Source organism: Nocardia sp. NPDC003726 (assembly GCF_053586955.1).
Genome location: NZ_JBSFNF010000002.1, coordinates 1 through 22,798 on the forward strand (window position 1 = coordinate 1; position 22,798 = coordinate 22,798).

General features: G+C 69.4%; 20 protein-coding genes and 1 rRNA gene. 12 read left to right on the plus strand and 9 right to left on the minus strand.

Annotated elements, in window-relative coordinates; genetic code table 11:
* The 4 genes from rrf to ACWDMM_RS02445 form a co-directional block, all read left to right on the plus strand.
* Nucleotides 1-82, plus strand: a 5S ribosomal RNA gene (rrf, locus tag ACWDMM_RS02430); the annotation flags it as partial.
* Nucleotides 83-251: 169 nt separating this feature from the next.
* Complete coding sequence (locus ACWDMM_RS02435) at nt 252-983, plus strand: rhomboid-like protein (protein ID WP_195077319.1); 732 nt, start codon at nt 252-254, stop codon at nt 981-983.
* 37 nt (nt 984-1,020) lie between these two features.
* Nucleotides 1,021-1,710 (plus strand): endonuclease NucS, encoded by a 690-nt coding sequence (nucS, locus tag ACWDMM_RS02440; protein WP_067803166.1) that lies wholly within the window; start codon nt 1,021-1,023, stop codon nt 1,708-1,710.
* Nucleotides 1,711-1,757: 47 nt separating this feature from the next.
* Nucleotides 1,758-2,066, plus strand: a complete 309-nt coding sequence (locus ACWDMM_RS02445) for an ATP/GTP-binding protein (RefSeq protein WP_323123953.1) — start codon at nt 1,758-1,760, stop codon at nt 2,064-2,066.
* Between the two features lie 109 nt (nt 2,067-2,175).
* Here ACWDMM_RS02445 and ACWDMM_RS02450 read toward each other — a convergent pair whose 3' ends face one another.
* Both ACWDMM_RS02450 and mce read right to left on the minus strand, forming a co-directional pair.
* Complete coding sequence (locus ACWDMM_RS02450; protein WP_195077320.1) at nt 2,176-3,177, minus strand: coiled-coil domain-containing protein; 1,002 nt, start codon at nt 3,175-3,177, stop codon at nt 2,176-2,178.
* Nucleotides 3,178-3,263: 86 nt separating this feature from the next.
* Nucleotides 3,264-3,737 (minus strand): methylmalonyl-CoA epimerase, encoded by a 474-nt coding sequence (gene mce / locus ACWDMM_RS02455; protein WP_324722338.1) that lies wholly within the window; start codon nt 3,735-3,737, stop codon nt 3,264-3,266.
* A gap of 128 nt (nt 3,738-3,865) precedes the next feature.
* Between mce and ACWDMM_RS02460 the strand changes: the two genes are divergently transcribed.
* From ACWDMM_RS02460 to ACWDMM_RS02470, 3 genes are all read left to right on the plus strand, one after another.
* Nucleotides 3,866-5,044: an acetyl-CoA C-acetyltransferase gene (locus tag ACWDMM_RS02460; RefSeq protein ID WP_195077322.1), complete on the plus strand. Its 1,179-nt coding sequence runs from the start codon at nt 3,866-3,868 to the stop codon at nt 5,042-5,044.
* Nucleotides 5,045-5,869: 825 nt separating this feature from the next.
* A complete protein-coding gene (locus tag ACWDMM_RS02465; protein WP_195077323.1) occupies nt 5,870-6,238 on the plus strand; it encodes a DUF3817 domain-containing protein in 369 nt (122 codons plus the stop codon).
* Nucleotides 6,239-6,299: 61 nt separating this feature from the next.
* On the plus strand, nt 6,300-7,148 hold the full coding sequence (locus tag ACWDMM_RS02470) for a tetratricopeptide repeat protein (RefSeq protein ID WP_195077885.1): 849 nt from the start codon (nt 6,300-6,302) through the stop codon (nt 7,146-7,148).
* A 22-nt stretch (nt 7,149-7,170) separates the two neighbouring features.
* Here the strand turns inward: ACWDMM_RS02470 and glgB are convergent, their stop codons facing one another.
* The 4 genes from glgB to ACWDMM_RS02490 all read right to left on the minus strand — a co-directional run bounded on the left by glgB (nt 7,171) and on the right by ACWDMM_RS02490 (nt 12,653).
* Nucleotides 7,171-9,324 (minus strand): 1,4-alpha-glucan branching protein GlgB, encoded by a 2,154-nt coding sequence (glgB, locus tag ACWDMM_RS02475; protein ID WP_357104145.1) that lies wholly within the window; start codon nt 9,322-9,324, stop codon nt 7,171-7,173.
* On the minus strand, nt 9,321-11,324 hold the full coding sequence (locus ACWDMM_RS02480) for an alpha-1,4-glucan--maltose-1-phosphate maltosyltransferase (RefSeq protein ID WP_357104148.1): 2,004 nt from the start codon (nt 11,322-11,324) through the stop codon (nt 9,321-9,323). Before ACWDMM_RS02480 ends, glgB begins: the two co-directional genes overlap by 4 nt.
* Before the next feature lie 99 nt (nt 11,325-11,423).
* On the minus strand, nt 11,424-12,065 hold the full coding sequence (locus ACWDMM_RS02485; RefSeq protein WP_195077326.1) for a LysE family translocator: 642 nt from the start codon (nt 12,063-12,065) through the stop codon (nt 11,424-11,426).
* A gap of 144 nt (nt 12,066-12,209) precedes the next feature.
* Nucleotides 12,210-12,653 carry a hypothetical protein gene (locus tag ACWDMM_RS02490; protein WP_195077327.1) on the minus strand — a complete coding sequence of 148 codons (444 nt, stop codon included), beginning with the start codon at nt 12,651-12,653 and terminating at the stop codon, nt 12,210-12,212.
* Between the two features lie 293 nt (nt 12,654-12,946).
* Here ACWDMM_RS02490 and glgP point away from each other — a divergent pair, with 293 nt between their 5' ends.
* From glgP to ACWDMM_RS02510, 4 genes are all read left to right on the plus strand, one after another.
* Nucleotides 12,947-15,520 (plus strand): alpha-glucan family phosphorylase, encoded by a 2,574-nt coding sequence (glgP, locus tag ACWDMM_RS02495; protein WP_195077328.1) that lies wholly within the window; start codon nt 12,947-12,949, stop codon nt 15,518-15,520.
* A gap of 108 nt (nt 15,521-15,628) precedes the next feature.
* Nucleotides 15,629-16,990, plus strand: coding sequence for an NCS2 family permease (locus tag ACWDMM_RS02500; protein WP_449935637.1), 1,362 nt, complete (start codon nt 15,629-15,631; stop codon nt 16,988-16,990).
* A 156-nt stretch (nt 16,991-17,146) separates the two neighbouring features.
* Nucleotides 17,147-17,680, plus strand: coding sequence for a DoxX family protein (locus ACWDMM_RS02505; RefSeq protein ID WP_195077329.1), 534 nt, complete (start codon nt 17,147-17,149; stop codon nt 17,678-17,680).
* A gap of 135 nt (nt 17,681-17,815) precedes the next feature.
* Nucleotides 17,816-18,211, plus strand: coding sequence for a RidA family protein (locus ACWDMM_RS02510; RefSeq protein ID WP_449935640.1), 396 nt, complete (start codon nt 17,816-17,818; stop codon nt 18,209-18,211).
* Nucleotides 18,212-18,371: 160 nt separating this feature from the next.
* Here the strand turns inward: ACWDMM_RS02510 and ACWDMM_RS02515 are convergent, their stop codons facing one another.
* Nucleotides 18,372-20,420, minus strand: coding sequence for an ATP-dependent DNA helicase (locus tag ACWDMM_RS02515; RefSeq protein ID WP_357204829.1), 2,049 nt, complete (start codon nt 20,418-20,420; stop codon nt 18,372-18,374).
* A 57-nt stretch (nt 20,421-20,477) separates the two neighbouring features.
* Entirely contained in the window at nt 20,478-21,044 is a 567-nt protein-coding gene (locus ACWDMM_RS02520) for an isochorismatase family protein (protein WP_357204832.1), read from the minus strand.
* A gap of 182 nt (nt 21,045-21,226) precedes the next feature.
* Here ACWDMM_RS02520 and ACWDMM_RS02525 point away from each other — a divergent pair, with 182 nt between their 5' ends.
* Nucleotides 21,227-21,418 (plus strand): hypothetical protein, encoded by a 192-nt coding sequence (locus ACWDMM_RS02525; RefSeq protein ID WP_357204835.1) that lies wholly within the window; start codon nt 21,227-21,229, stop codon nt 21,416-21,418.
* Between the two features lie 2 nt (nt 21,419-21,420).
* Here the strand turns inward: ACWDMM_RS02525 and ACWDMM_RS02530 are convergent, their stop codons facing one another.
* Nucleotides 21,421-22,731 carry a nicotinate phosphoribosyltransferase gene (locus ACWDMM_RS02530; protein WP_195077334.1) on the minus strand — a complete coding sequence of 437 codons (1,311 nt, stop codon included), beginning with the start codon at nt 22,729-22,731 and terminating at the stop codon, nt 21,421-21,423.
* Between the last annotated feature and the right edge of the window lie 67 nt (nt 22,732-22,798).

Below are 22,798 nucleotides of genomic sequence, written 5' to 3' on the forward strand. Positions count from 1 at the left end.
CATTCCGAACCCGGAAGCTAAGCCTGCCAGCGCCGATGGTACTGCACTCGACAGGGTGTGGGAGAGTAGGACACCGCCGGAACATCCTTTCACGAAAGGCCCTCGACACAGTCGAGGGCCTTTCGTCGTTTTGCGAGACGAGAACGTTTCGTGGCAATTTCGTAGGGAACTCCAAGCCTACGCAGCGTGCGGACGATGATGATGGACGGTGGGGGAGAGATCGCCGTTCCGCGTGAACAACGGAGGTATGCATGCTCGTCGCGACGACGCCGGACCGCCCGGCGCCGCCCGAATCCGCCACGACGACGCGACCGCGGTGGTGGCGGCCGAGGCTGCCCGCGACGGCCGTGTACTTGGCAGGGCTGGTCGCCGTCTCGGCAGTCTTCTCCGTGCTGAGCGACTCCGCACAGGCCCGGATGGTGCTGCACGCGAGCACCAACCTGCAGAACCTGTTGGACGGCCGGCTCGGGACGTTGCTGGCGAGCGCGTTCGTGATCGGCGACGTCGTCGGGTCGTGGGTGATCATCCCGCTGCTCGCGTGTCTGCTCGCGCTCGCGGAGCTGCGCTTCGGCGCGCTGCGATTGGTGCGCGTCTTCCTGGCCGGCCACATCGGCGCCACGCTGTTCGTCGCGGCCGGCCTGTGGGTGGGTGTGGAGGCGGGATGGGTGCCCGCGAGCATCCGCTGGGCCGAGGACGTCGGCGTCAGCTACGGCGCCATGGCGCTGATCGGCGCGCTGGTGGCCGCGCTGCCGTACCGGTGGCGTGCCGCTTGGTCGACGCTGTGGTCCATCGTCGCGGTCGAGGGTGTGCTCATCGAGCAGACCTTCACCCAGGTCGGTCACTTGGTGGCGTTGCTGATCGGCACCGTGGTCGGGTTCTGCATGATCTGGGCAAGGACGACCACTCGGCGGCGGCTCACGCGCGTCGAGAGCGCCTTGCTGGCCGTCAGCGTGGTGCTCGCGGCGATTCTGCTCATGGGCTGACGACACCCGGGTACGGGCGTTCGCCTACAGTGCTTGGGTGCGCCTAGTGATTGCTCGCTGTCAGGTCGACTACGTAGGGCGACTCACCGCCCATCTCCCGATGGCCCGCAGGCTACTGCTGATGAAAGCGGACGGCTCGGTGCTCGTGCACTCCGACGGCGGCTCGTACAAGCCGTTGAACTGGATGAGCCCCCCGTGCTGGCTGGAGGAACGCAACGGCGACGCGCAACTCCCTGATGGCGCGAAGGCGCTGTGGGTCGTCGCCAACAAAGCCGGTGAGGAACTCCGCATCACCATCGAGGACATCGAGCACGACTCCTCGCACGAACTCGGCGTCGACCCGGGCCTGGTGAAAGACGGTGTCGAGGCCCATCTGCAAGAGCTGCTGGCAGAGCACGTGCACACCCTCGGCGCGGGCTACACCCTCATCCGCCGCGAGTACATGACCGCGATCGGCCCGGTGGACCTGTTGTGCCGGGACGCCGACGGCGGCACCGTCGCGGTGGAGATCAAACGGCGCGGCGAGATCGACGGCGTCGAACAGCTCACCCGCTACCTCGAGTTGCTGAACCGGGACCCGCTGCTGGCCCCGGTGGCGGGCGTCTTCGCCGCGCAGCAGATCAAGCCGCAGGCGCGCACGCTGGCGGAAGACCGCGGCATCCGCTGTCTCACACTCGATTACGAGGCCCTACGCGGCACGGAGAGCAACGAATTCCGCTTGTTCTGAACTCGGGGGCCCGCGGGGCACGCGGGGGCGAGTAATACGCTTGTCGCATGCCCCGCCGGAAACCGCGTTCGGATCGCCATGCTGATCACTCGCGGTCGGGCGGATCGCCGATCGGCGATGTCTTCGGGCGGACCGAATCGGGTCCCGACGGTGAGGAGACGTATGTGGTCCGCACCATTCCGGGGGCTCGCGCGATGAAGACCTATCGCTGTCCCGGCTGTGATCACGAGATTCCGCCCGGCGTCGCGCACGTCGTCGCGTGGCCCGCTTACGGCGGAGAGGAAGACCGGCGGCATTGGCATCACGGGTGCTGGAACGGGCGCCGTACTCGGCGGATCACCCGGCGCTGGTCCTGACGCCCGGAGGGCACAGGCCGACCATGCCCCGGAATTAAGGAAGGCCGCCCCGGATGGGGCGGCCTTCGGTGAATTCGGTTCGTTTTGCCGCAGTCGCCGTGGTCCGACGTCAGTTGCTGATGTCGGCGCTCTCGCGCTCGTCCGCGTCGATCTCGTCGTCCTCGGTGGCGACCTCGGGGATCGCCTTCTGCCGGGAGCCGGTGACCGACTTGGTGTTGCCGCCGATCGACTTGCGCTGATCCGGGACACCGTCGAGCAGTTCGCTCTCCCGATTGACCGCGGCGAGCATCGCGGGCACCGAGTCGAGCTGACCGCGGATACCGAGCAGCTGGGCGAGCACGCGGCCGCGCAGCACGCGCATCTCCTCGGCCAGTTCCTTCGCGTGCGCGATCTTGCGCTCGGAGGTCTGCGTGGCGGAGGTGATCAGGCGGTTGGCCTCGTCGGTCGCGTCCTTGATCCGCTGAGCGGCTTCGGCGCGGCTGGTGGCCTCCAGCTCCTCCATGGCGCGGGTGAGCTTGGTGCGACGCTCGGCCATGGTGGCCTCGAACTCCTGCTGGGTGGCCTTGCGCTTCGCGTCGGCTTCCTTCGCGATGCGGTCGGCCTCGGCCTGGGCGGCCTCGATGATCTTGGCGGATTCGGTGCGCGCGTTCGCGAGGGTCTGCTCGAATTCGATTTCGAGCGCCTCGCGCTTCTCCTTGGTCTCGGCGAGCAGCGACTCGTACTTGCCACGCATCTCGGTGGCCTGCTGCTCGGCGATCGACACCATTTCGGCGGCCTCGGCCTGCGCCAGAGCACGAACCTCGGACGCCTCGTCGGAGGCGAGCCGGAGCATGCGGGAAATACGGTCGGACATGCCTTCCGCGGTGGTCGGCGGCACCGAGAGTCGGTCGACCTCCTTGCGGAGCTCGTCGATCTCGTCGCGCGCGTCTTCCAGCTGGCTCGCGAGGTTACGTGCTTGGGCCGCAGCCGCATCGCGGTCGGTGGCGGTGACTCTCAGTTCCGCGTCGAAGCGGTCGAAGTAATTACGCACCTCGTCTTGCGCATAACCCTTGCGCACAACGGTGAAGGGCAGTGCAACGAAGCGATTGCGATCGGACTCGGGTGACGACATGGCACACAAACTACAGCCTGAAGACAGCCGATGGTGACTCGACTGCGAATGTCATTCCAACGAGTTTTCCCCGCCTGACGCCGATACTAGTGCGTAACATCCGCGCTCGGTTCGACCAACTCGATCAGCACACCTCCAGCATCCTTCGGGTGGATGAAATTGATGCGGGAATCAGCCGTTCCGTGCCGCGGAGCGTCGTACAGCAAACGCAGACCCTTGGCGCGCAGGTACGCCGAGACGGCCTCGATGTCGGTCACCCGGTAGGCCAGTTGCTGCAAGCCGGGCCCGCTGCGGTCGATGAACTTCGCGATCGTCGATTCCGCGTTGAGGGGGGCCAGCAACTGCAGGGCAGTGGCGCGGTCGGGAGCGCCGGGCAGCGACAGCATCGCCTCGTGCACCCCCTGGGCCTCGTTGACCTCGCGATGGGTCTCGATCATGCCCAGGTTCTCCGCGTACCAGGCGACCGCGGCGTCCAGGTCCGGCACGGCGATGCCGACGTGGTCGACCGCGGTGACGTAGTCCGCGGGGATGAAAGATGACTGTTCGATAACGTTGCTCACCATTCGAAGGTAGCGCGACCTGGCACGGGGTGCGCGGGACGCACCCGCTACCGTTGAGTAGGAACACCTGCTCTCGCATTGCCCGGCGGGGGCACGAGCAGGTCCGATCTACGAATGCGAGGCTCGTCGTGACCACTTCCGTGATCGTCTCCGGTGCACGTACCCCGGTCGGCAGGCTGCTCGGAGGTCTGAGGGACTTCAGCGGTTCCGATCTCGGCGGGTTCGCGATCAAGGCGGCGCTGGAGAAGGGCGGCGTCGCGCCCGACCAGGTCGATTACGTGATCATGGGTCAGGTGCTGACCGCGGGCGCGGGGCAGATCCCGGCCCGGCAGGCGGCGGTGGCCGCCGGTATTCCGATGGACGTGCCCGCGCTGACGCTGAACAAGGTCTGCCTGTCGGGCATCAACGCGATCGCGCTGGCCGACCAGCTGATCCGGGCGGGCGAGTACGAGATCGTCGTCGCGGGTGGTCAGGAGTCCATGAGCCAGGCGCCGCACCTGCTGGAGAAGAGCAGGGAGGGCTTCAAGTACGGCGACGTGACCCTGCGCGATCACATGGCCTACGACGGTCTGCACGACATCTTCACCGATCAGGCGATGGGCGCGCTCACCGAGTCGCGCAACGAGGCCGACCGGATCAGCCGGGAGGATCAGGACGCGTTCGCGGCGGCTTCGCATCAGCGTGCCGCGGCGGCGTGGAAGAACGGCGTGTTCGATGACGAGGTCGTCCCGGTCGCGGTGCCGCAGCGCAAGGGCGATCCGGTGCTGGTGACCACGGACGAGGGCATTCGCGCCGACACCACGGTGGAGTCGCTGGCCAAGCTGCGTCCGGCGTTCCGCAAAGACGGCACGATCACCGCGGGCACCGCGTCGCAGATCTCCGACGGCGCCGCCGCGGTCGTGGTGATGAGCAAGGAGAAGGCGCAGGCGCTCGGCTTGTCCTGGATCGCCGAGATCGGCGCGGCCGGCGTGGTCGCCGGTCCGGACTCGACCCTGCAGGATCAGCCCGCCAACGCGATCGCCAAAGCCTGCGCGCGTGAGGGCATCTCGCCCACCGACCTGGACCTGGTGGAGATCAACGAGGCGTTCGCCGCCGTCGGCATCGCCTCCACCCGCAAACTGGGCATCGACCCGGAGAAGGTGAACGTCAACGGTGGCGCCATCGCCATCGGCCACCCGCTCGGCATGTCCGGCGCCCGCATCCTGCTGCACCTGGTGCTGGAGCTGAAGCGCCGCGGCGGCGGCATCGGCGCGGCCGCGCTCTGCGGCGGCGGCGGTCAGGGCGACGCGCTGATCGTGCGCGTCTGACGTTCCTGAGCTCCCGCGCAATCATCGGCCGATGGCCGCCCGATGTGGGCGGCCATCGGCCGTTCTCGCAGGGCAGTCGACCGGTGCAGAGAGCGGTCGGTAGTGCGGCAAACGAAGCGAGGCCGAAGCCTGCTCCGTTCACGGCCCGGGTCGCGTGCGTGCGGACGCCACGTAGGTGACGATGGAGCTTGCGGGCAGTCGGGCTGAGCCATGAACCGGCCACAACAAAAGGCGAGCACCTGATAGCGGGCGCAACACCAGCGCGCCGCGACCACGTCCTTCGAGCGAAGCGAGGCCGAGCCTTGCCATTCGCGGCCCGCCTCGCGTGTGCGGCCGGCGCGTCCGCGACGAAGGAGCAAGCGGCGATCGCCCCAGCCTGAGCCACAAGAGCGCCGCCAACATCCAGTGCAGGCTCGGCTGAAACCCAGCTTTCGAACCGCGCACCCTACGTCTGGACCTTCGACCACCAACGCGCCCAGCGCACCGCAACCACGCCCTTCGAGCGAAGCGAGACGGAGCACCGGCCGTTCGCGGCCCGGCTCGCGTGTGCGGCCACCGCGTCCGCGACGAGGCCACAAGCGGCGGCCGCGCAACGGGAGCGACGCGAAGGGCTCCGAACACCCGGTGCAGCTCCAGCCGAACGAACCCGACTTCTGAACCGCGTCCTGTATCCCAGCGTTCGATCACCGACGTGCCCAGCGCACCGCAACTACGTCTTTCGAGCGAAGCGAGACCGAGCCGGGCCGCGAACACGCGGCGCCGCAGGCGCCGCAATTAGGCACAGCTCACTACGACAGCCTGTAGTGCATCCGGCAGAATGGGCGCATGGGCAATGTCTTCGACCTGAGCACGGTGGCCAAGCGGTTTCGTTTCATCGCGGTGCTCGAGGCGATCTCCTGGCTGCTGTTGATCATCGGCATGGTGTTCAAGCGGATTCCCGAGCCGGTGTTGTGGCCGGTCAAGGTGTTCGGCATGACGCACGGCATCGTGTTCGTGCTGTTCGTGATCACCGCGATCGTGGCGGCGCGCGAGCTGGGCTGGAACGCCAAGACCACCGTTCTGGCGCTGGTGTCGAGCATCCCGCCGTTCTGCACGGTGCTGTTCGAGATCTGGGCGGTGCGCACGGGGCGGTTGGGTGAGCTGAGCAACGCCGGTTCGTTCGAGTCCGGGGCACCCGCATCCGCCACGTCGTGACAAACTGGAGGTCGTGAATCGACCAGCCGCACGCCGTCCTTCGCCCGCTGTCGCCGCCGCCATGTCCGGGGCGGTCGATCTGTCCAGCCTGAAGCAGCCCGCCGGTGGCGCGGGCGGTCCGGCCGGTGGCGACCACGCGGTCTCCGAGGCCGATTTCGAGACCAAGGTCCTGCGCCGGTCGATGCAGGTGCCCGTGGTGGTGGTGCTGTACTCGCAGCGCAGTCCGGGCAGCATCGAACTGGTGCGGACGCTGGAACGCCTGGTGGCCGCCGACGGTGGCGCCTGGGATCTGGCCGCCGTCGAGGCCGAGGCCAATATGCGCATCGCGCAGGCGCTGCGGGTGCAGGGCATCCCGACGGTCATCGCGATCGCGGCCGGGCAGCCGCTGGCCGATTTCGAGGGCGCTCAGCCGGAGCCGCAGGTGCGGCAGTGGTTGAACGCCGTGGTCGACGCGGTGGCGGGCAAGCTGGAGGGCGGGCCGCAGCCGCAGGCCGAGGCGGAGGACCCGCGTTTCGCGGCGGCCGAGGCGGCGCTCGAGCACGGTGACCTGGCGGGCGCGGAGGCCGCCTACCAAGCGATTATCGACGCCGAACCGGCGAACGAGGAGGCCAAGGGCGCGCTGCGGCAGTTGCGCTTCCTCGCCAGGGCCCAGGAACTGCCGGAGTCGGCCATCGCCGATGCCGACGCCGACCCGTCGAATGTCGATGCCGCGATCAAAGCCGCTGATCTCGAATTGTTCCAGCAGCGGCCCGAAGCGGCCTTCGATCGGCTGATCGCCGTCGTCAAGCGGACTTCCGGCGACGATCGCACCAAGGCGCGTACCCGCCTGCTGGAGCTGTTCGAGCTGTTCGACCAGGCCGAGCCGTTCGTCGTGGCCGCGCGCCGCAAGCTGGCGGCGGCGCTGTACTGATTCCGGTGCGGCGGGCGGCCGGTCAGGCCGGACGCAGCCAGACCGCGCTGTGCGGTGCGAGCGTCACGGTGGCAGAGGCGGGACGGTCGTGCCACGGCTCGTCGGTCGCCGTCACCTCGCCCAGGTTGCCGAGGCCGGAGCCGCCGTAGTCCACGGCGTCGGTGTTGAGGATCTCCAGCCAGGGGCCTCGGTGCGGCAGGCCGATGCGGTACGCGTCGTGCGCCGATCCGGAGAAGTTGTAGACGCAGGCCACTACCGAGCCGTCGGAGCCGTAGCGAAGGAACGCCAGCACGTTGTTCGACCGGTCGTTCGCCTCGATCCAGGCGTAGCCGCCGGGGGTGGTGTCCTGGCTCCACAGTGCGGGGTGGGCGCGGTAGACGGCGTTCAGGTCGCGCACCAGCGTGGTGATCCCCTGGTGTAGCGGGTTCTGCAGCTCCTGCCAGTCCAGGCCGCGATCGTGCGACCACTCCCGGAACTGGCCGAAATCCTGCCCCATGAACAGCAGTTGTTTACCCGGGTGGGCCCACATGTAGGCCAGCAGCGCCCGCACGCCGGCGGCTTTGGCGAAATCGTCGCCTGGCATCCTGGTCCACAGTGTGCCTTTGCCGTGCACGACCTCGTCATGGCTGATCGGCAGCACGTAGTTCTCGCTCCAGGCGTAGACCAGCGAGAAGGTGATCTCGTTGTGGTGCCAGGAGCGGTGCACCGGGTCGCGGCCGAGGAACCCGAGGGTGTCGTGCATCCAGCCCATGTTCCATTTCATGGTGAAGCCGAGACCGCCGACGTCGATGCCGCGGGTGACGCCGGGCCAGGTGGTGGACTCCTCGGCGATGGTCACGACGCCGGGGTGATGCCGGTGCAGCGTCTCGTTGAGGTCTTGCAGGAAGTCGACGGCCTCCAGGTTCTCCCGGCCGCCGTGGACGTTGGGCTCCCACTGGCCCTCGGCGCGGGAGTAGTCCAGGTAGAGCATGGACGCGACGGCGTCGACGCGCAGGCCGTCGATGTGGAATTCCTCGATCCAGTAGCGGGCGTTGGCGATGAGGAAGTTGCGCACTTCGTGCCTGCCGAAATCGAACACGTAGGTGCCCCAGTCGAGTTGCTCGCCCCGGCGCGGGTCGGCGTGCTCGTAGAGCGGGGTGCCGTCGAATCGGGCCAGCGCCCACTCGTCGCGCGGGAAATGAGCGGGGACCCAGTCCAGCAGGACGCCGATGCCCGCCGCGTGCATGCGGTCGACGAACGCGCGGAAGTCGTCGGGGGAGCCGAATCGCGCCGTCGGCGCGTAGTAGGAGGTGACCTGGTAGCCCCACGACCCGCCGAACGGATGCTCGGCGATGGGGAGCAATTCGATGTGGGTGTATCCGGTGGCCCGCACGTACTCGGCGAGCTGATCGGCCAGTTCGCGATAGCCGAGGCCGGGCCGCCACGAACCGAGATGCACTTCGTAGACGCTCATCGGGGCGCGGGTGGGGTCGGTGGCAGCGCGCTGTTCGAGCCAGGCGCTGTCCTGCCACACGTGATGGCTCTCGGTGACCACCGACGCCGTGGCCGGCGGGTGTTCGGCGGCGAAGGCCAGCGGGTCGGCGTGGTCGACGGTCCGTCCGTCGGCGCCGTGCACGCGGTATTTGTACTTGCAGCCCGGTTCGACGCCGGGGACGAAGACCTCCCAGATCCCGGACGACCCCAGCGCGCGCATCGGCGCGGTGTTGCCGCTCCAGCCGTCGAAGTCCCCGATCACGGTGACGCCGCGCGCGTTCGGCGCCCACACCGCGAACGAGGTGCCCGCGACGTCACCGTCGAGCGTCGGGTAGCGGCGCGGGTGCGCCCCGAGCACTTCCCAGAGGCGTTCGTGGCGGCCTTCGCCGATCAGGTGCAGGTCGAGTTCGCCGAGCGTGGGCAGGAAGCGGTAGCCGTCGGCGCCGATGACGGTCCGGCCGCCCGGGTAGGTCGTCACGACGCGATAGTCCATGATCTCCGGGTACGGCAGCACGGCGGCGAAGACGCCGTGACCGAGGGACTTCAGTTCATGGTCGTCGCCGCCGACGCGCACCGACACGGTCTCCGCGTGCGGGCGCAGCACCCGGACGGCGGTGCCGTCGGGATGGGGGTGCGCGCCGAGCACGGTGTGCGGGTCGGTATGGGTGCCCGCCGCGAGAAGCATGAGGTCGCGGCGTTTCATCGCAGCGTCCTGCGGTAGGCCAGCTCGGTGCGAGCCTGCTGGGACACGGGGGGCAGGGCGATGATGTGCGCGACGGCCCGGGCAGGGTCCAAGCGCACGTAATTGGTCTGGGCCCAGTGGTATTCCTCGCCGCTGACCTCGTCGTACACCACCGGGTGGTCGTGCCATTCGCGGCCGATGGCGGGCAGGTCGAGCGAGAGCATGCCCCACTCGGCGCCGAAGGGGTTGAGGTTCACCACGACGAGCACCGCGTCGCCGCTGGCCGGGTCGATCTTGGAGTAGGCGATCAGCGCGTCGTTGTCCACGTGGTGGAAATGCAGGCAACGCAACTGTTGCAGGGCGGGGTGCGCTCGGCGGATCTCGTTGAGCCGGGTGAGCCATGGCTCCAGCGATTCCCCGCGCGCGAGCGCCTCGGCGAACGGGCGCGGGCGCAGCTCGTACTTCTCCGAATCGAGGTACTCCTCGCTGTCCGGGCGCACCGCCTGGTGCTCGAACAGCTCGAAGCCGGAATAGACGCCCCAGGTCGGCGCGAGGGTGGCGGCCAGGACGGCGCGGATGGCGAACATCCCAGGGCCGCCGTGCTGGAGGCTCTCGTGCAGGATGTCCGGGGTGTTCACGAAGAGGTTCGGGCGGGCTTCGTCGGCTTTCGCGGCCAATTCGTTGCCGAACTCCGTCAGCTCCCATTTCGCCACGCGCCAGGTGAAATACGTGTAGGACTGGCTGAATCCGCGGCGGGCGAGCCCGTAGAGCCGGGCCGGGCGGGTGAAGGCCTCGGACAGGAAGATGACGTCCGGGTCGGTGCGCCAGACGTTCGCGATCAGCCACTCCCAGAAGTCGGCGGGCTTGGTGTGCGGATTGTCGACCCGAAAGATCTTGACGCCCAGTTCGATCCAGTGCTTGACCACGCGCAGCACTTCGGCGTAGAGCCCGTCGGGGTCGTTGTCGAAGTTGACCGGGTAGATGTCCTGGTACTTCTTCGGCGGGTTCTCGGCGTAGGCGATGGTGCCGTCGGGCAGGGTGGTGAACCATTCGGGGTGCGCCTGCACCCACGGATGGTCGGGCGCGCACTGCAACGCGAGGTCGAGCGCCACTTCGAGGCCGAGTTCCCGCGCCGCAACGACGAACTCGGCGAAGTCGGCTTCGGTACCCAGTTCCGGATGCACGGCGTCGTGCCCGCCGTGCCGCGATCCGATGGCCCACGGCGATCCGACGTCGCCCGGCTCCGCGGTGAGCGCGTTGTTGCGGCCCTTGCGGTTGACCTCGCCGATCGGATGGATGGGCGGCAGGTACACCACGTCGAAGCCCATGGCGGCGATGCGCGGAAGTTCCTTGGCGGCGGTGACGAACGTGCCGTGGACGGGCTTGCCGTTGGCGTCGCGGCCGCCGGTCGAGCGCGGGAAGAACTCGTACCAGGAGCCGTAGAGCGCCCGGTGCCGCTCGACCAGAACGGTGTGCTGCGGCCCGCGGGTGACCAGGTCGCGCAGCGGCGTGGCGCGCAGGATCTCGGCGACTTCCTCGGTGAAGGCAGGGGCCACCCGGGCGGGGAGTTGATCGGTGCCGCGCAGCGCCGCCGCGACCGCGCGCAGGCGCTCGAACTGTTTCTTGGGGACGGCTTGCGCCGCCCGCTCGAACAGGCGGGCGCCCAGCTCCAGGTCGTTGGCCAGATCGGCGGCGCTCTGCCCCACGGCCAGCTTCGCCTCGATCGCCGATCGCCAGGTCGCGATCGGATCGCTCCATCCTTCGATCCGGTAGGTCCAGGCGCCCGGCGTGTTCGGCGTGAAGGTCGCGTTGAAGACGTCGGGCTCGTAGTCCGGCGTCATGCGGACACGGGTGGCTCGCGACGCGCCGGGGGCGCGCACGACGAGGGTGGCGGCGACGGCGTCGTGCCCCTCTCGCCAGACCACGGTGCGCACCGGGAATACCTCGCCGACCACCGCCTTGGCGGGCCGGCCGCCTGGGATGGACGGGGCAGTGTCATCGATAGCGATGCGGCCGGTCACGGACCCCAACCTACCGGCAACCGGCCGCCGGGACCGGATCAGCCGATTTTTCGAACTCTGTTCCGGCCGGTCCGGGCCGCGGCCGAGCTGGGCGTTCGGTCAGCGTGCGTCGGCGGCGAGGCCGAGGCCGAGCGCGACGAGGATCACGCCGAGGGCGCGTTCGACCCGCTGGCGGATGCCGGTGCTGCGCAGCCACACGCCAGCGCGGTCGGCGGCGAGGACCACGCCGACGCACCACGCGGTGTCGATCACCAACTGGATGAGCGCCAGGATCACCATCGTCGGCAGCACCGGCCCGTCGGAGGGAAGGAATTGCGGCAGGATCGTCAATCCGAAGACCGCCGCTTTGGGATTGGCCGCGATCGAGATCAGCGAGGCGCGGAAGGCGGCGGCGGGCGTGCGACCCGCCGGGAGCATCCGCGTCATCGCGCCGCCGAACTCGCCGCCGCCGCGCGCGCCGCGCCATGCCTGCACGCCGAGCCAGATCAGCACCAGCGCGCCGACGACGTGCACCGCCGTATTCGCGGCCCGGTTCGCGACCAGCAGAACCGACAGCCCGGCCCCGCCCGCCAGCGTCCAGCCGAGCACGCCGATCTCGTTGCCGGCCACCGCCGCCAGACCCGCGGTGCGTCCGTCGCGCACCGAGCGTTGCAGGAACAACGCCGTCGCAGGCCCCGGCAGCGCGGCGATGACCAGGCAGGCAGGCAGAAACTGCGGGAGGACGTGGACCCAGTGCGGCATCAGCCGATGCTGTCACTTCGGATCCGCTGCGGCCACCGATTTCCCGCGGTCGATGAGGATGAGGCGCCGGGTGGCCACGGACGGCGATCGCTCGTCGATCGCGTGACCACCCGGGCGCTCAATCCGACGTGCTGGAACCGCCGCTCACGGCATGACCAGGCACGCGAAGCCGAGGTTCATCCCGTTGCCCACCGTCATCACCGGCGAGATCCAAGCGGGAGCGGCGCCTTGCGTCGCGGAAATGGTGTGTTGCCCGGTGGTGTCGGGGATCCAGACCGCGGTGGCCTGGTTGCCGACCACCGGTGCGGGATTCGGTGAGAAGGTGCCCCCGGCACTGTCGGCGAACTGCACCGATTCCGTCGAGGGATTGTTGTCCACCGTGGCCGTCACGCGGTATTGGCAGTTGGTTCCGTAGTTACCGAAACCGAAACTGGTGCCTTGGGCCGGGCTCGCGGTCGCCGTCGTGACCGCCGCGCCGGCGGCGGGTGCGACGAGAACGAATGCCGCCGCGAACGCTCCGAACCCTGTGATCGCTGCTCCAGCGCGCGACCAGCGCCGATCGCGGGCGCGATTTGGGTGTGCTGTCATCCACATCTCGATCACTCCCGTACTGATTCGGTTGGTGCGGCCGGTTGGTCCGCACAGCTTGTGGGTTTGCCCGGGCTTCCGGAGTTCACAAGCGAGCGCGGGTCTCGATCGGGTAGCGGGAACGCGGGCACCGGGTGCGTCGTGTGGCCGTTCCGTGACGATGCAGAGCGTTACGGGCCGTCGCGCCGGTCGCTCGCCGCGCCGTGTGTTTCCGGGAAAGCCGCTGGTCGGAACGTTGTGCGGGGGCTGGTCACGCGGGGCGCGCCGGGCGGTCGCCGTGTAGGTTCTACCCAATGAAGGCATTGCGTCGTTTCACCGTCCGTGCCCATCTGCCCGAGCGCCTGGCCGCCCTGGGGGAGCTCGCCACGAATCTGCGCTGGTCGTGGCATCCGCCGACGCAGGACCTGTTCGCCGCGCTCGATCCGCGGCGGTGGCAGGAGATGGGGCACGACCCGGTCCGGATGCTGGGTGAGGTGCCCGCGGCGCGTTTGGACGAGCTGGCCGCCGACCCCGCCTACGTCGCACGGGTGGACGCCGCGGCGGCCGACCTGCGGGAGTACCTGGCGGCGCCGGGCTGGTTCCAGCGCAGGGCGGGCGAGGAAGGCGTGCGGGGCATCGCCTATTTCTCGATGGAGTTCGGCGTCACGGAGGTGTTGCCGAATTATTCCGGGGGCCTTGGCATTCTGGCCGGAGACCACTTGAAGGCCGCCTCCGATCTGGGTCTGCCGCTGATCGGCGTCGGCTTGCTGTACCGCTCGGGCTACTTCCGGCAGTCGCTGACGACCGACGGCTGGCAAGCCGAGCACTACCCGGCGCTGGATCCGCAGGGCCTGCCGCTGCGCGCGCTCACCTCCGGCGGTTCGCCGGTGCTCATCCACGTCGCGATGCCCGATCGCAGGGTGCTGCGCGCGCGGGTGTGGATCGCGCAGGTCGGCCGGGTTCCGTTGCTGCTGCTCGATTCCGATATCGCGGAGAACGACCCGGAGTTGCGCGCGGTCACCGACCGGCTGTACGGAGGCGATCAGGAGCATCGCATCCGCCAGGAGATCCTCGCGGGCATCGGCGGTGTGCGTGCGGTGCGCGCCTACACCGCGTCGGCCGGGCTGCCCGACCCCGACGTGTTCCATATGAACGAAGGCCACGCGGGTTTCCTCGGCGTGGAGCGGATCCGCGAATTCGTGGCGGCCGGTCAGGATTTCGATACCGCGCTCGCCGCCGTGCGGGCGGGCACGGTGTTCACCACGCATACGCCGGTCCCCGCAGGTATCGACCGGTTCCCCATGCCGATGGTGCGGCGCTATTTCGGCGGTGCGCACGGGGAATCCGAATCCGCCCTGCTGCCCGGCCTTTCGGTGGACCGGATCGTGGCGCTCGGCCGGGAGGCCGACCCGTCGGTGTTCAACATGGCGCACATGGGCCTGCGGCTGGCGCAGCGCGCCAACGGCGTGTCGAAACTGCACGGGGAGGTGAGCCGGTCGATGTTCGCTTCGCTGTGGCCGGGCTTCGACCCGGCCGAGGTGCCGATCGGTTCGGTCACCAATGGTGTGCACGCGACCACCTGGGCCGCGCGGGAGTGGGTGGACAAGGCGCGCGAGCACATCGGCGCGGAGCTGGTCGAGGAGGGGCGCGGCTGGGAGAGGCTGCGCGATGTCGATCTCACCGAATTGTGGTCGACCCGCAACACCCTGCGCGGCATCCTCGTCGACGAGGTGCGCCGCAGGGTGCGCGCGTCCTGGCTGGAGCGCGGCGCCGCCGAGGCCGAACTCGGCTGGGTGAACGGCGTTTTCGACCCGGACGTGCTGACCGTCGGGTTCGCCCGCCGGGTGCCGACCTACAAGCGGCTCACCCTGATGCTGCGCGATCCGCAGCGGCTGCGCGCCCTGCTGCTGGACCCGCGGCGGCCGGTGCAGCTGGTCGTCGCGGGGAAGAGTCATCCGGCCGACGACGGCGGCAAAGCGCTGATCCAGCAGGTGGTGCGCTTCGCCGACGATCCCGAGGTACGGCACCGGATCGTCTTCCTGCCCGACTACGACATGTCGATGGCCCGCTACCTGTACTGGGGCTGTGACGTCTGGCTGAACAACCCGCTGCGCCCGCTGGAGGCCTGCGGCACCTCCGGTATGAAGTCCGCGCTGAACGGCGGGCTCAATCTCTCCATCCGGGACGGCTGGTGGGACGAGATGTACGACGGTGAGAACGGGTGGGCCATTCCGACCGCGGAGGGCGTCCGGGACGAACACCGCCGCGACGATCTGGAGGCCGCCGCTCTCTACGACCTGTTCGAACGGGCCGTGGCGCCGCGCTTCTACGAGCGCGACGCGTCCGGGATGCCGGTGCGCTGGGTCGAGATGGTCCGTCACACCTTGCAGACCCTGGGGCCGAAGGTCCTGGCTTCCCGGATGGTCCGCGACTACGCGGTGCAGTATTACGCTCCGGCCGCCGCGGCCTCGCAACGGGCGACGGCGGACGATTTCGCGGTGGCGCGCGCCATCGCCGAATACCGGCACCGGATCGAGTCGGCGTGGCCATCGGTCAAGGTGATCCAGGTGGACAGCGCCGGATTGCCGGACACGCCGGTGATCGGGGCGCGGCTGTCGCTCACCGCGCGGGTCGAACTCGGTGGGCTGAGCGTGCCGGACGTGGTGGTGCAGGCGGTGCTCGGCCGGGTGTCGGCGACCGACGATCTGTCCGACACCACGACCGTGCCCATGACGCACGCCGGTTCCGACGCGGGCGCCGAGCTGTTCACCGTGGACACGCCGCTGCCGCTGTCCGGCGCGGTCGGGTACACAGTGCGCGTGCTGCCGCACAGCGATCTGCTGGCCTCCGACGCCGAGTTCGGGCTGGTCTCCGCCCCGAGCGCTTAGCTCGGGTGGCGCCGGTCACGGTGGCGCCGCCGCGGGTGTTCCTGCCAGTGAACCGTCGGCTACCGTGCCCTTGGCCCGCCCCGAATCGTTCCTCGACTGGAGTCACCCATGGTCACCGACGTTCTGCACCGGACCCGAGGACGCCTCGACGGATATTTCGGGGTTCGCTCGACCGGTTCGACCGTCAAACGCGAACTCATGGCGGGGACCATCACGTTCCTCGCCATGTCATACGTCCTCGCGGTCAACCCCGCGGTGCTCGGCGACCAGGGCGCGCTGGGCGACAAGGGCATCCCGATGCAGGCGGTGTTCACCGCCACCGCCGTCGCCGCGGTGTTCGGCACGCTGGTCATGGGGCTGTGGGCGCGGTATCCGATCGCGCTCGCGCCGGGCATGGGACTCAACGCGTTCTTCGCCTACACGGTGGTGCTCGGCATGGGGATTCCCTGGCAGGTCGCGCTGTCGGGCACGTTCCTGTCCGGAGCCATCTTCTTCGTCCTCGCGGTGACGAAGGTTCGCGAACGCATACTCAACGCGATCCCGATGCAGTTGAAGCTCGCCGTGGGCGCTGGCATCGGATTGTTCGTGGCCTTCCTCGGACTGAAGAACGCCGGGATCGTGGTGAACAGCGACGCGACGCTGGTCACGCTGGGCGACTTCACCAAGGGCACCACCTTGCTCGCGCTGTTCGGGTTGCTGGTCACGGTGGTGTTCCTGGTGCGCGGCTGGCACGGCGCCGTGCTCTACGGCATCGTGCTGACCACGATCGTCGGCATCGTCAGCGGCTTGGTCGCACTGCCCAAGGGCTTGTTCGCCGCGCCGAAGGGGCTGGAGCAGACCTTCGGCCAGGCGATCGTCCATCTGCCCGACGCGTTCACCGGTCAGATGGTCGTGGTGGTGCTGACCATGCTGTTCGTCGACTTCTTCGACGCCTCCGGCACGCTGATCGGCGTCGCGAACCAGGCCGGGCTGCTGGACGAGGACGGCAAGTTACCGCGCGCCGCGAGCGCGCTGGCGGCGGACTCGGTGGGCACCATGGCCGGCGCGGTCATCGGCACCTCCACCACGACCGCGTATGTGGAATCGACCGCGGGCGTCTCGGCGGGCGGGCGGACCGGGTTGACCGCCGTCACCACGGCGGGCTGGTTCCTCGTCGCCATGTTCTGCTATCCGATCTTCGCGGTGGTGGCGAGTTCCAGCGAGGTGACCGCGCCCGCGCTCATCGTGGTCGGCATCCTGATGGCCCGCTCACTCGGTGCGATCGACTGGAACCGGCTGGAGTACTCGGTGCCCGCGTTCATCACCATCGTGATGATGCCGCTGACCTACTCCATCGCCAACGGCCTGGCCATGGGCATGCTGCTGTACCCCGTGGTCATGGTGGCCAAAGGCCGCATCAAGGAAGTGCACCCGGCGATGTGGGCACTGATGCTGGTGTTCCTCGGTTACTTCTTCTTCCTCGCTGAGTGATCGTCCGCTCGTCGCCGCGCTGAACCATCCCGTCCGCCCGCCCGTGGAATAGACCGAGTGGCAGGGCAGTTGGCTCGGAGAGAATCGGACCACAGTCCGTTTATTCGCCGAAGTAACGATCATGTCGGGAACGACCGCGCAGGGATGAGGACCACGATGAGCATCAAATCCGTACTCGAGAGAACCGGCAGCGAAAGCGATCTGGACGGCATCGCCCCCGATATCGGCCTGCTGGTCGTACGCGTCGTCTTCGGCGGCCTGCTCGCGGCGCACGGCGCGCAGAAACTCTTCGGCTGGTGGGGTGGGCCCGGCCTGCAGGCCAACGCCGACGGCTTCGAGCAGATGGGCTACAACCCGGGCAAGGTGTTCGGCACGCTGGCCGGCCTGACCGAACTCGGCGGTGGCCTGCTGTTGCTGCTCGGTCTGCTGACGCCGCTGGCCGGGGCCATCGTGCTCGGCACGATGATCAACGCGATCAACGCCACCTGGGCCGGTGGACTGCTGGGAGGGTACGAGATGGGCGTGCTGTTCGCGGTGGTGGGCGCCGCGCTGCCCTTCACCGGGCCGGGCAAGTTCTCCTTGGACGCGGGGCGTCCTTGGCAGCGCCACGGATTCGTGTGGGGTGTGGGCGCGGTGGTTCTCGCGGTCGCGACGGGCGTGCTCACGCTGATCCTGAAGTGGGCGCTCTGACCCTGCGGGGCAGCGGTATTCGCGGCGCGGTGACCTCGGTCGCCGCGCCGCGATGGTCTATGGGTTCGCCATGTCACGCCGCGGGCTGCTGAATCGTCTGTGTTGTGGCACTTACCGGCCGAGCAAGGAGGAAACATGGCCGTGGAAATCGGCAACCCCGGTGAACTGCACGACCCGACCGGATTCGGTTACAGCCACGTGGCGGTGACGCGGGGGGAACTGGTGTTCATCGCCGGGCAGTACGACTCGGACGCCGAAGGACACGCGACCAGCGCGGAATTCGCGGTTCAGGTGGACCGTGCGTTCGCCAATCTCGGCATCGCCTTGCGGTCGGCCGACGTGGACTTCGCCGACGTGGCGCAGTTGCGGACGCACATCGTCGACCACGATCTCGAGAAGCTGGCGGTGCTCGGGAAGAAGATCGCGGAGATCTGGGGTGACCGCCCGCCCGTGCAGACGCTGACCGGCGTGGCGGCACTCGCGTTGCCGGGCATGCTGTTCGAGGTCGACGCGGTGGCCGTGCGCGGCTGAGATCGGCGGCCAGAAGGGGGGCGGTGACGTCCCCGCGCCGCGTGCAGGGCTTGGCGCGGGGACCGGCCGATACCTCGATGTGGGAATTGGGGGGTCACCGAAGTACCGGCCACCCAATCTACTTCCGAGTGGAAATAGATTCCGGCCGGTGTGTTTGGTATCACACGGTCGCCGCGGCGGCCAGCCTGCCCAGTGCCTTGACGACGATCTCCGGGTCGGCCGTCTCCCAGTAGGGCGGCAGCGACGCGCGCAGGTATCCGCCGTAGCGGGCGGTGGCGAGGCGGGAATCCAGGATGGCCACCACACCGCGATCGTCGACGCTGCGCAGCAGGCGGCCGGTGCCCTGCGCGAGCAGCAGAGCGGCGTGGTTGGCGGCCACGGTCATGAAGCCGTTGCCGCCGCGCATCTCCACGGCGCGCTGCCTGGCCGCCAGCAGCGGATCGTCCGGGCGGGGGAAGGGGATGCGGTCGAGGATGACCAGGCTCAGCGACGGTCCGGGCACGTCGACGCCCTGCCACAGCGACAGCGTGCCGAACAGGGAGGTCTCCGGGTCGTCGGCGAACTTGCGCACCAACGCGCCCGTGGCGTCCTCGCCCTGGCACAGTACCGGGGTATCCAGCCGTTCGCGCAGCGCGTCGGTGGCCGCGCGAGCGGCGCGCATCGAGGAGAACAAGCCGAGGGTGCGCCCGCCCGCGGCCGTGATCAGCCGTTCGATCTCGTCCAGGTGAGCCGGTGCGAGCCCGTCGCGGCCCGGCGCGGGCAGGTGTTTGGCGACGTAGAGGATGCCTGACTTGGCATGGTCGAACGGCGAGCCGACATCGAGCGAACTCCAGCGCACCACCTCGGCGTCCGACGGCGCCTGCGCGCCGTTCGCGGTGGCCGGATCGGTGCGATTGCCCGACTGCGCGGGCAGGCCCCAGGTGACCGCGAGGCCGTCGAACGAGCCGCCGATCTGCAACGTGGCGGAGGTGAGCACGACGGTCGCGGTGCCGAAGAGCCTGCTGCGCAGCAGTCCGCCCACCGACAGCGGCGCCATCCGCAGCGACCGGCGCACGACACCCCTGACCTCGTCGGCCGCCAGCCAGATGACATCGCGGCGAGCAGCGGGATCCGGCTCGTCGAAGGCCGTCAGCGCGCGGACCGCGGTGTCGTGCACCTCGTCGAGCGCGGCCAGTGCCATGGTGCGGGCGGCGGAGCTCTCCGGGTCGCCCTGCGCGGTGGTGCTGCCCGGCGGCGCGAGTGCGGTGCGCGCGTTCCACGCGGCGTCGCGGACCAGGGCGAGCACGGGGGCGATGCCGTCGGGCATGGTGTCCCAGCGGGCGGCGGGCAGCTCGTCCAGCGCGGTGTGCCAGGCCTCCGCGGCGCCTTCCAGGCGATCGACCTCCTGCTCGTCGACGAGCTTGGCGCAGCGCCGGGCCGCCGCGCTGATCGCCGACGAGGTCAGTTCTGCGGTGGCCACGCCGGTGACCCGGTCGACCAGCTCGTGCGCCTCGTCGATGACCACCACGTCGTGTTCGGGCAGCACCTGGATGCCGCTGATCGCGTCGATGGCCAGCAGCGCGTGGTTGGTCACCACCACGTCGGCCTGCGCCGACTCGGTCCTGGCGCGCTCGGCGAAGCAATCCTGGCCGAAGGAGCAGCGCGACTTGCCGAGGCACTCCCGCGACGACACGCTGACCTGACGCCAGGCCCGATCGCTCACGCCGGGGGCGAGTTCGTCGCGGTCGCCGGTCTCGGTGTCGGAGGCCCACTCGTTGAGCCGTTGCACTTCGCGGCCGAGGCGCGAGATCGCGAACGCGTCGAACAGCTCCGCTTCGGCGGGCTCGTCGGGAACAGCGCTGTTGATCTTGTTCAAGCACAGGTAGTTGTTGCGGCCCTTGAGGATCGCGAACTTCGGCGTGCGGCCCAGCGGTCCGCTCAGCGCCTCCGCCAAGCGGGGGAGGTCACGGTCGACCAGCTGGCGTTGCAGCGCGATCGTGGCCGTGGAGACCACCACCGTGCGGCCGGTGCGCACGGCGTGGCGCAGGCTCGGCACCAGATACGCCAGCGACTTGCCGGTGCCCGTCCCGGCCTGCACGGCGAGATGCTCCTTGGTGTCGATCGCGTGGTCCACCGCCGCGGCCATCGTCACCTGCCCGGTGCGCTCCTTGCCGCCGAGCGCCTGCACGGCGGTGGCCAAAAGATCGGAAACGGGCGGGAGTTCGGGCACGCGAGCAGCCTACTCGGCGCCTCCGACAGGGCAGGGCGGTCGCCGAGACCGGACGGTCTACCGGCTGATGCCGCCTTCGATGTCGACGCCGGCTCCGCGCATGCGGTCCAGCGCGGCGGCGACCGTCTCGGGCGCGACGCCCGCGGTGAGATCGAGCAGGACGCGAGTGTCGAAACCCTCGATGCGCGCGTCCAGCGCGGTCGCGCGCACGCAGTGGTCGGTCGCGATGCCCACCACGTCGACGGCGTCGACGCCGCGGTCGTGCAGCCAGTCGGCCAGCCCGGTGCCGTCCTCGGTCGTGCCCTCGAACCCGGAGTAGGCCGCCGAGTAGGCGCCCTTGGAGAAGACCGCCTGGATGGGCTCGGTGGTCAGGGCCGGGTGGAAGTCGGCGCCCGGCGTGCCCACCCGGCAGTGCGGCGGCCAGCTGTCGATGTAATCGGGCTCGTCGGAGAAATGCGCGCCGGGATCGATGTGGTGATCGCGGGTGGCCACGACCACCGCGTAGTTCGCCGCGGCGAGGTGCTCGCTGATCCGCGCCGCCACGGCGGCGCCGCCTGCGACCGCGAGCGAACCGCCCTCACAGAAATCGTTCTGGACGTCGACGATGATCAGGGCCCGGGTCATGGCGACCTCCCGCGGTGTGGCTGAACAACTGTTTCAGATTCTGCCGCTCGGCCGGACGCTCGTTCCGCCGACTCGCGGGAGAATTCGCCTGCGCGATGTAAACGCGGCCCGCGCCCACGGTGATTACCGGGTGCCCCTTTCGTCGGCGGCCGGACGCGCCGCCTCCAGCACGGAGACCTCTGATGAGCCCTGCCAAACTGTTCCGCACCGTAATCGTCGCCACCACCGTGTTCCTGGCGGTCTTCTTCCTGCTCGGCTCCAAGCCCGCGGAGCCGTCGGCATGGGTGTGGTTCGCGATCACCGGAGTCGTATTCGCGCTGCTCTTCGCCGTCGGACTGCGGCTGGTGACCCGCCTCGACCAGCGCAGGCGCTGACCTCAGACGAAAGTGGTCACCACGGCGGGTTCGCCCGCCGAGAGTTTGAGCCCCTCCCACGGCAGGCTGATCAGCCCGCGCGCGACCAGGTCGCGGCTCTCGGCGAGGGTGGGCAGGTCATCGACCTGCTTGCCCTCCCGGATCAGCGGCACCAGCAGCTCACGGGCTTGGAAGCCGTCGCGGGGCGGCGTCGGCCCGGCCGCGGGATAGACGATCTCCTCGACGATCGTGCCGGTGTCGCGGGCCAAGCGGATCGCCTTCTTCGTACCGCCACGCGACTGCTTGTGACTGCTGCGTTTGGCGACCGGCACCCCATCGACTTCGACCAGCTTGTAGACCATCCCGGCGGTCGGCGCGCCGGAGCCGGTGACCAGCGCCGTCCCCACCCCGTACACGTCGACCGGCTCGGCGCGCAGCGCGGCGATGGCGTACTCGTCCAGATCGCCGGAGACCACGATGCGGGTCTTGGTCGCCCCGAGCGCGTCGAGCTGGTCGCGCACCTGCCTGGCCAGGACGCCCAGATCACCGGAGTCGATCCGCACGCCGCCCAGCTCCGTGCCCGCGACCTCGATGGCGGTCGCGACGCCCCTTGTGATGTCGAAGGTGTCCACCAGCAGCGTCGTTCCGACCCCGAGCGTCTGCACCTGACTGCGGAACGCTTCGGCTTCGTGCGCCCCGTCGGGACCGCTGTGCAGCAGCACGAACGCGTGCGCGCTTGTGCCCGCCCCCGGAATCCCGTACCGGCGCACCGCCTCCAGGTTCGAGGTGGCGTCGAAACCGGCCAGATACGCGGCGCGCGCGCAGTCCGCGGCCGCGAACTCGTGGGTGCGCCGCGACCCCATCTCGATCATCCTGCGGCCACCGGCCGCGCTGACCATCCGCGCCGCGGCGGCCGCGATGGCGCTGTCGTGATTGAGAATCGACAGCACCAGCGTCTCCAGCACGACGCATTCGGCGAAGCTGCCGCGCACCGAGAGGATCGGGGAGCCGGGAAAGTACAGCTCGCCTTCGGGGTAGCCGTCGATGTCGCCGGTGAACCGGTAGTCACGCAGCCAGTCCAGCGTCCGCCGATCCGAGAACGAGGCGGCGACGGCCAGTTCCTCCTCGCCGAACCGGAACTGCCGCAGCGCGTCGAGCAGCCGGCCGGTGCCCCCGACGACGCCGTAGCGCCGACCATTTGGCAAACGTCTAGCGAACACCTCGAAGGTGCACTGCCGATGCGCCGAGCCGTCGGCGAGCGCCGCGGCGAGCATGGTCAGTTCGTACTGGTCGGTCAGCAGCGCGGTGCTGGTCACGCCGTCACGCAGGTCCACGCTGTCACTGTAGACAGAACGGTCGGCTCACGGCGTCCGGCATCGGCCCGGTGAACCGGCGAAAACG

Excerpts from the sequence above, each read along its gene's own strand:
- ACWDMM_RS02505 (WP_195077329.1), top strand. The coding sequence starts at position 17,147 with ATGAGCATCAAATCCGTACTCGAGAGAACCGGCAGCGAAAGCGATCTG.
- glgB (WP_357104145.1), bottom strand. The coding sequence starts at position 9,324 with ATGAAACGCCGCGACCTCATGCTTCTCGCGGCGGGCACCCATACCGAC.
- ACWDMM_RS02435 (WP_195077319.1), top strand. The coding sequence starts at position 252 with ATGCTCGTCGCGACGACGCCGGACCGCCCGGCGCCGCCCGAATCCGCC.
- ACWDMM_RS02500 (WP_449935637.1), top strand. The coding sequence starts at position 15,629 with ATGGTCACCGACGTTCTGCACCGGACCCGAGGACGCCTCGACGGATAT.
- glgP (WP_195077328.1), top strand. The coding sequence starts at position 12,947 with ATGAAGGCATTGCGTCGTTTCACCGTCCGTGCCCATCTGCCCGAGCGC.
- ACWDMM_RS02485 (WP_195077326.1), bottom strand. The coding sequence starts at position 12,065 with ATGCCGCACTGGGTCCACGTCCTCCCGCAGTTTCTGCCTGCCTGCCTG.
- ACWDMM_RS02445 (WP_323123953.1), top strand. The coding sequence starts at position 1,758 with ATGCCCCGCCGGAAACCGCGTTCGGATCGCCATGCTGATCACTCGCGG.
- ACWDMM_RS02520 (WP_357204832.1), bottom strand. The coding sequence starts at position 21,044 with ATGACCCGGGCCCTGATCATCGTCGACGTCCAGAACGATTTCTGTGAG.
- ACWDMM_RS02465 (WP_195077323.1), top strand. The coding sequence starts at position 5,870 with ATGGGCAATGTCTTCGACCTGAGCACGGTGGCCAAGCGGTTTCGTTTC.
- ACWDMM_RS02470 (WP_195077885.1), top strand. The coding sequence starts at position 6,300 with ATGTCCGGGGCGGTCGATCTGTCCAGCCTGAAGCAGCCCGCCGGTGGC.
- ACWDMM_RS02525 (WP_357204835.1), top strand. The coding sequence starts at position 21,227 with ATGAGCCCTGCCAAACTGTTCCGCACCGTAATCGTCGCCACCACCGTG.
- ACWDMM_RS02450 (WP_195077320.1), bottom strand. The coding sequence starts at position 3,177 with ATGTCGTCACCCGAGTCCGATCGCAATCGCTTCGTTGCACTGCCCTTC.
- ACWDMM_RS02510 (WP_449935640.1), top strand. The coding sequence starts at position 17,816 with ATGGCCGTGGAAATCGGCAACCCCGGTGAACTGCACGACCCGACCGGA.
- ACWDMM_RS02490 (WP_195077327.1), bottom strand. The coding sequence starts at position 12,653 with ATGACAGCACACCCAAATCGCGCCCGCGATCGGCGCTGGTCGCGCGCT.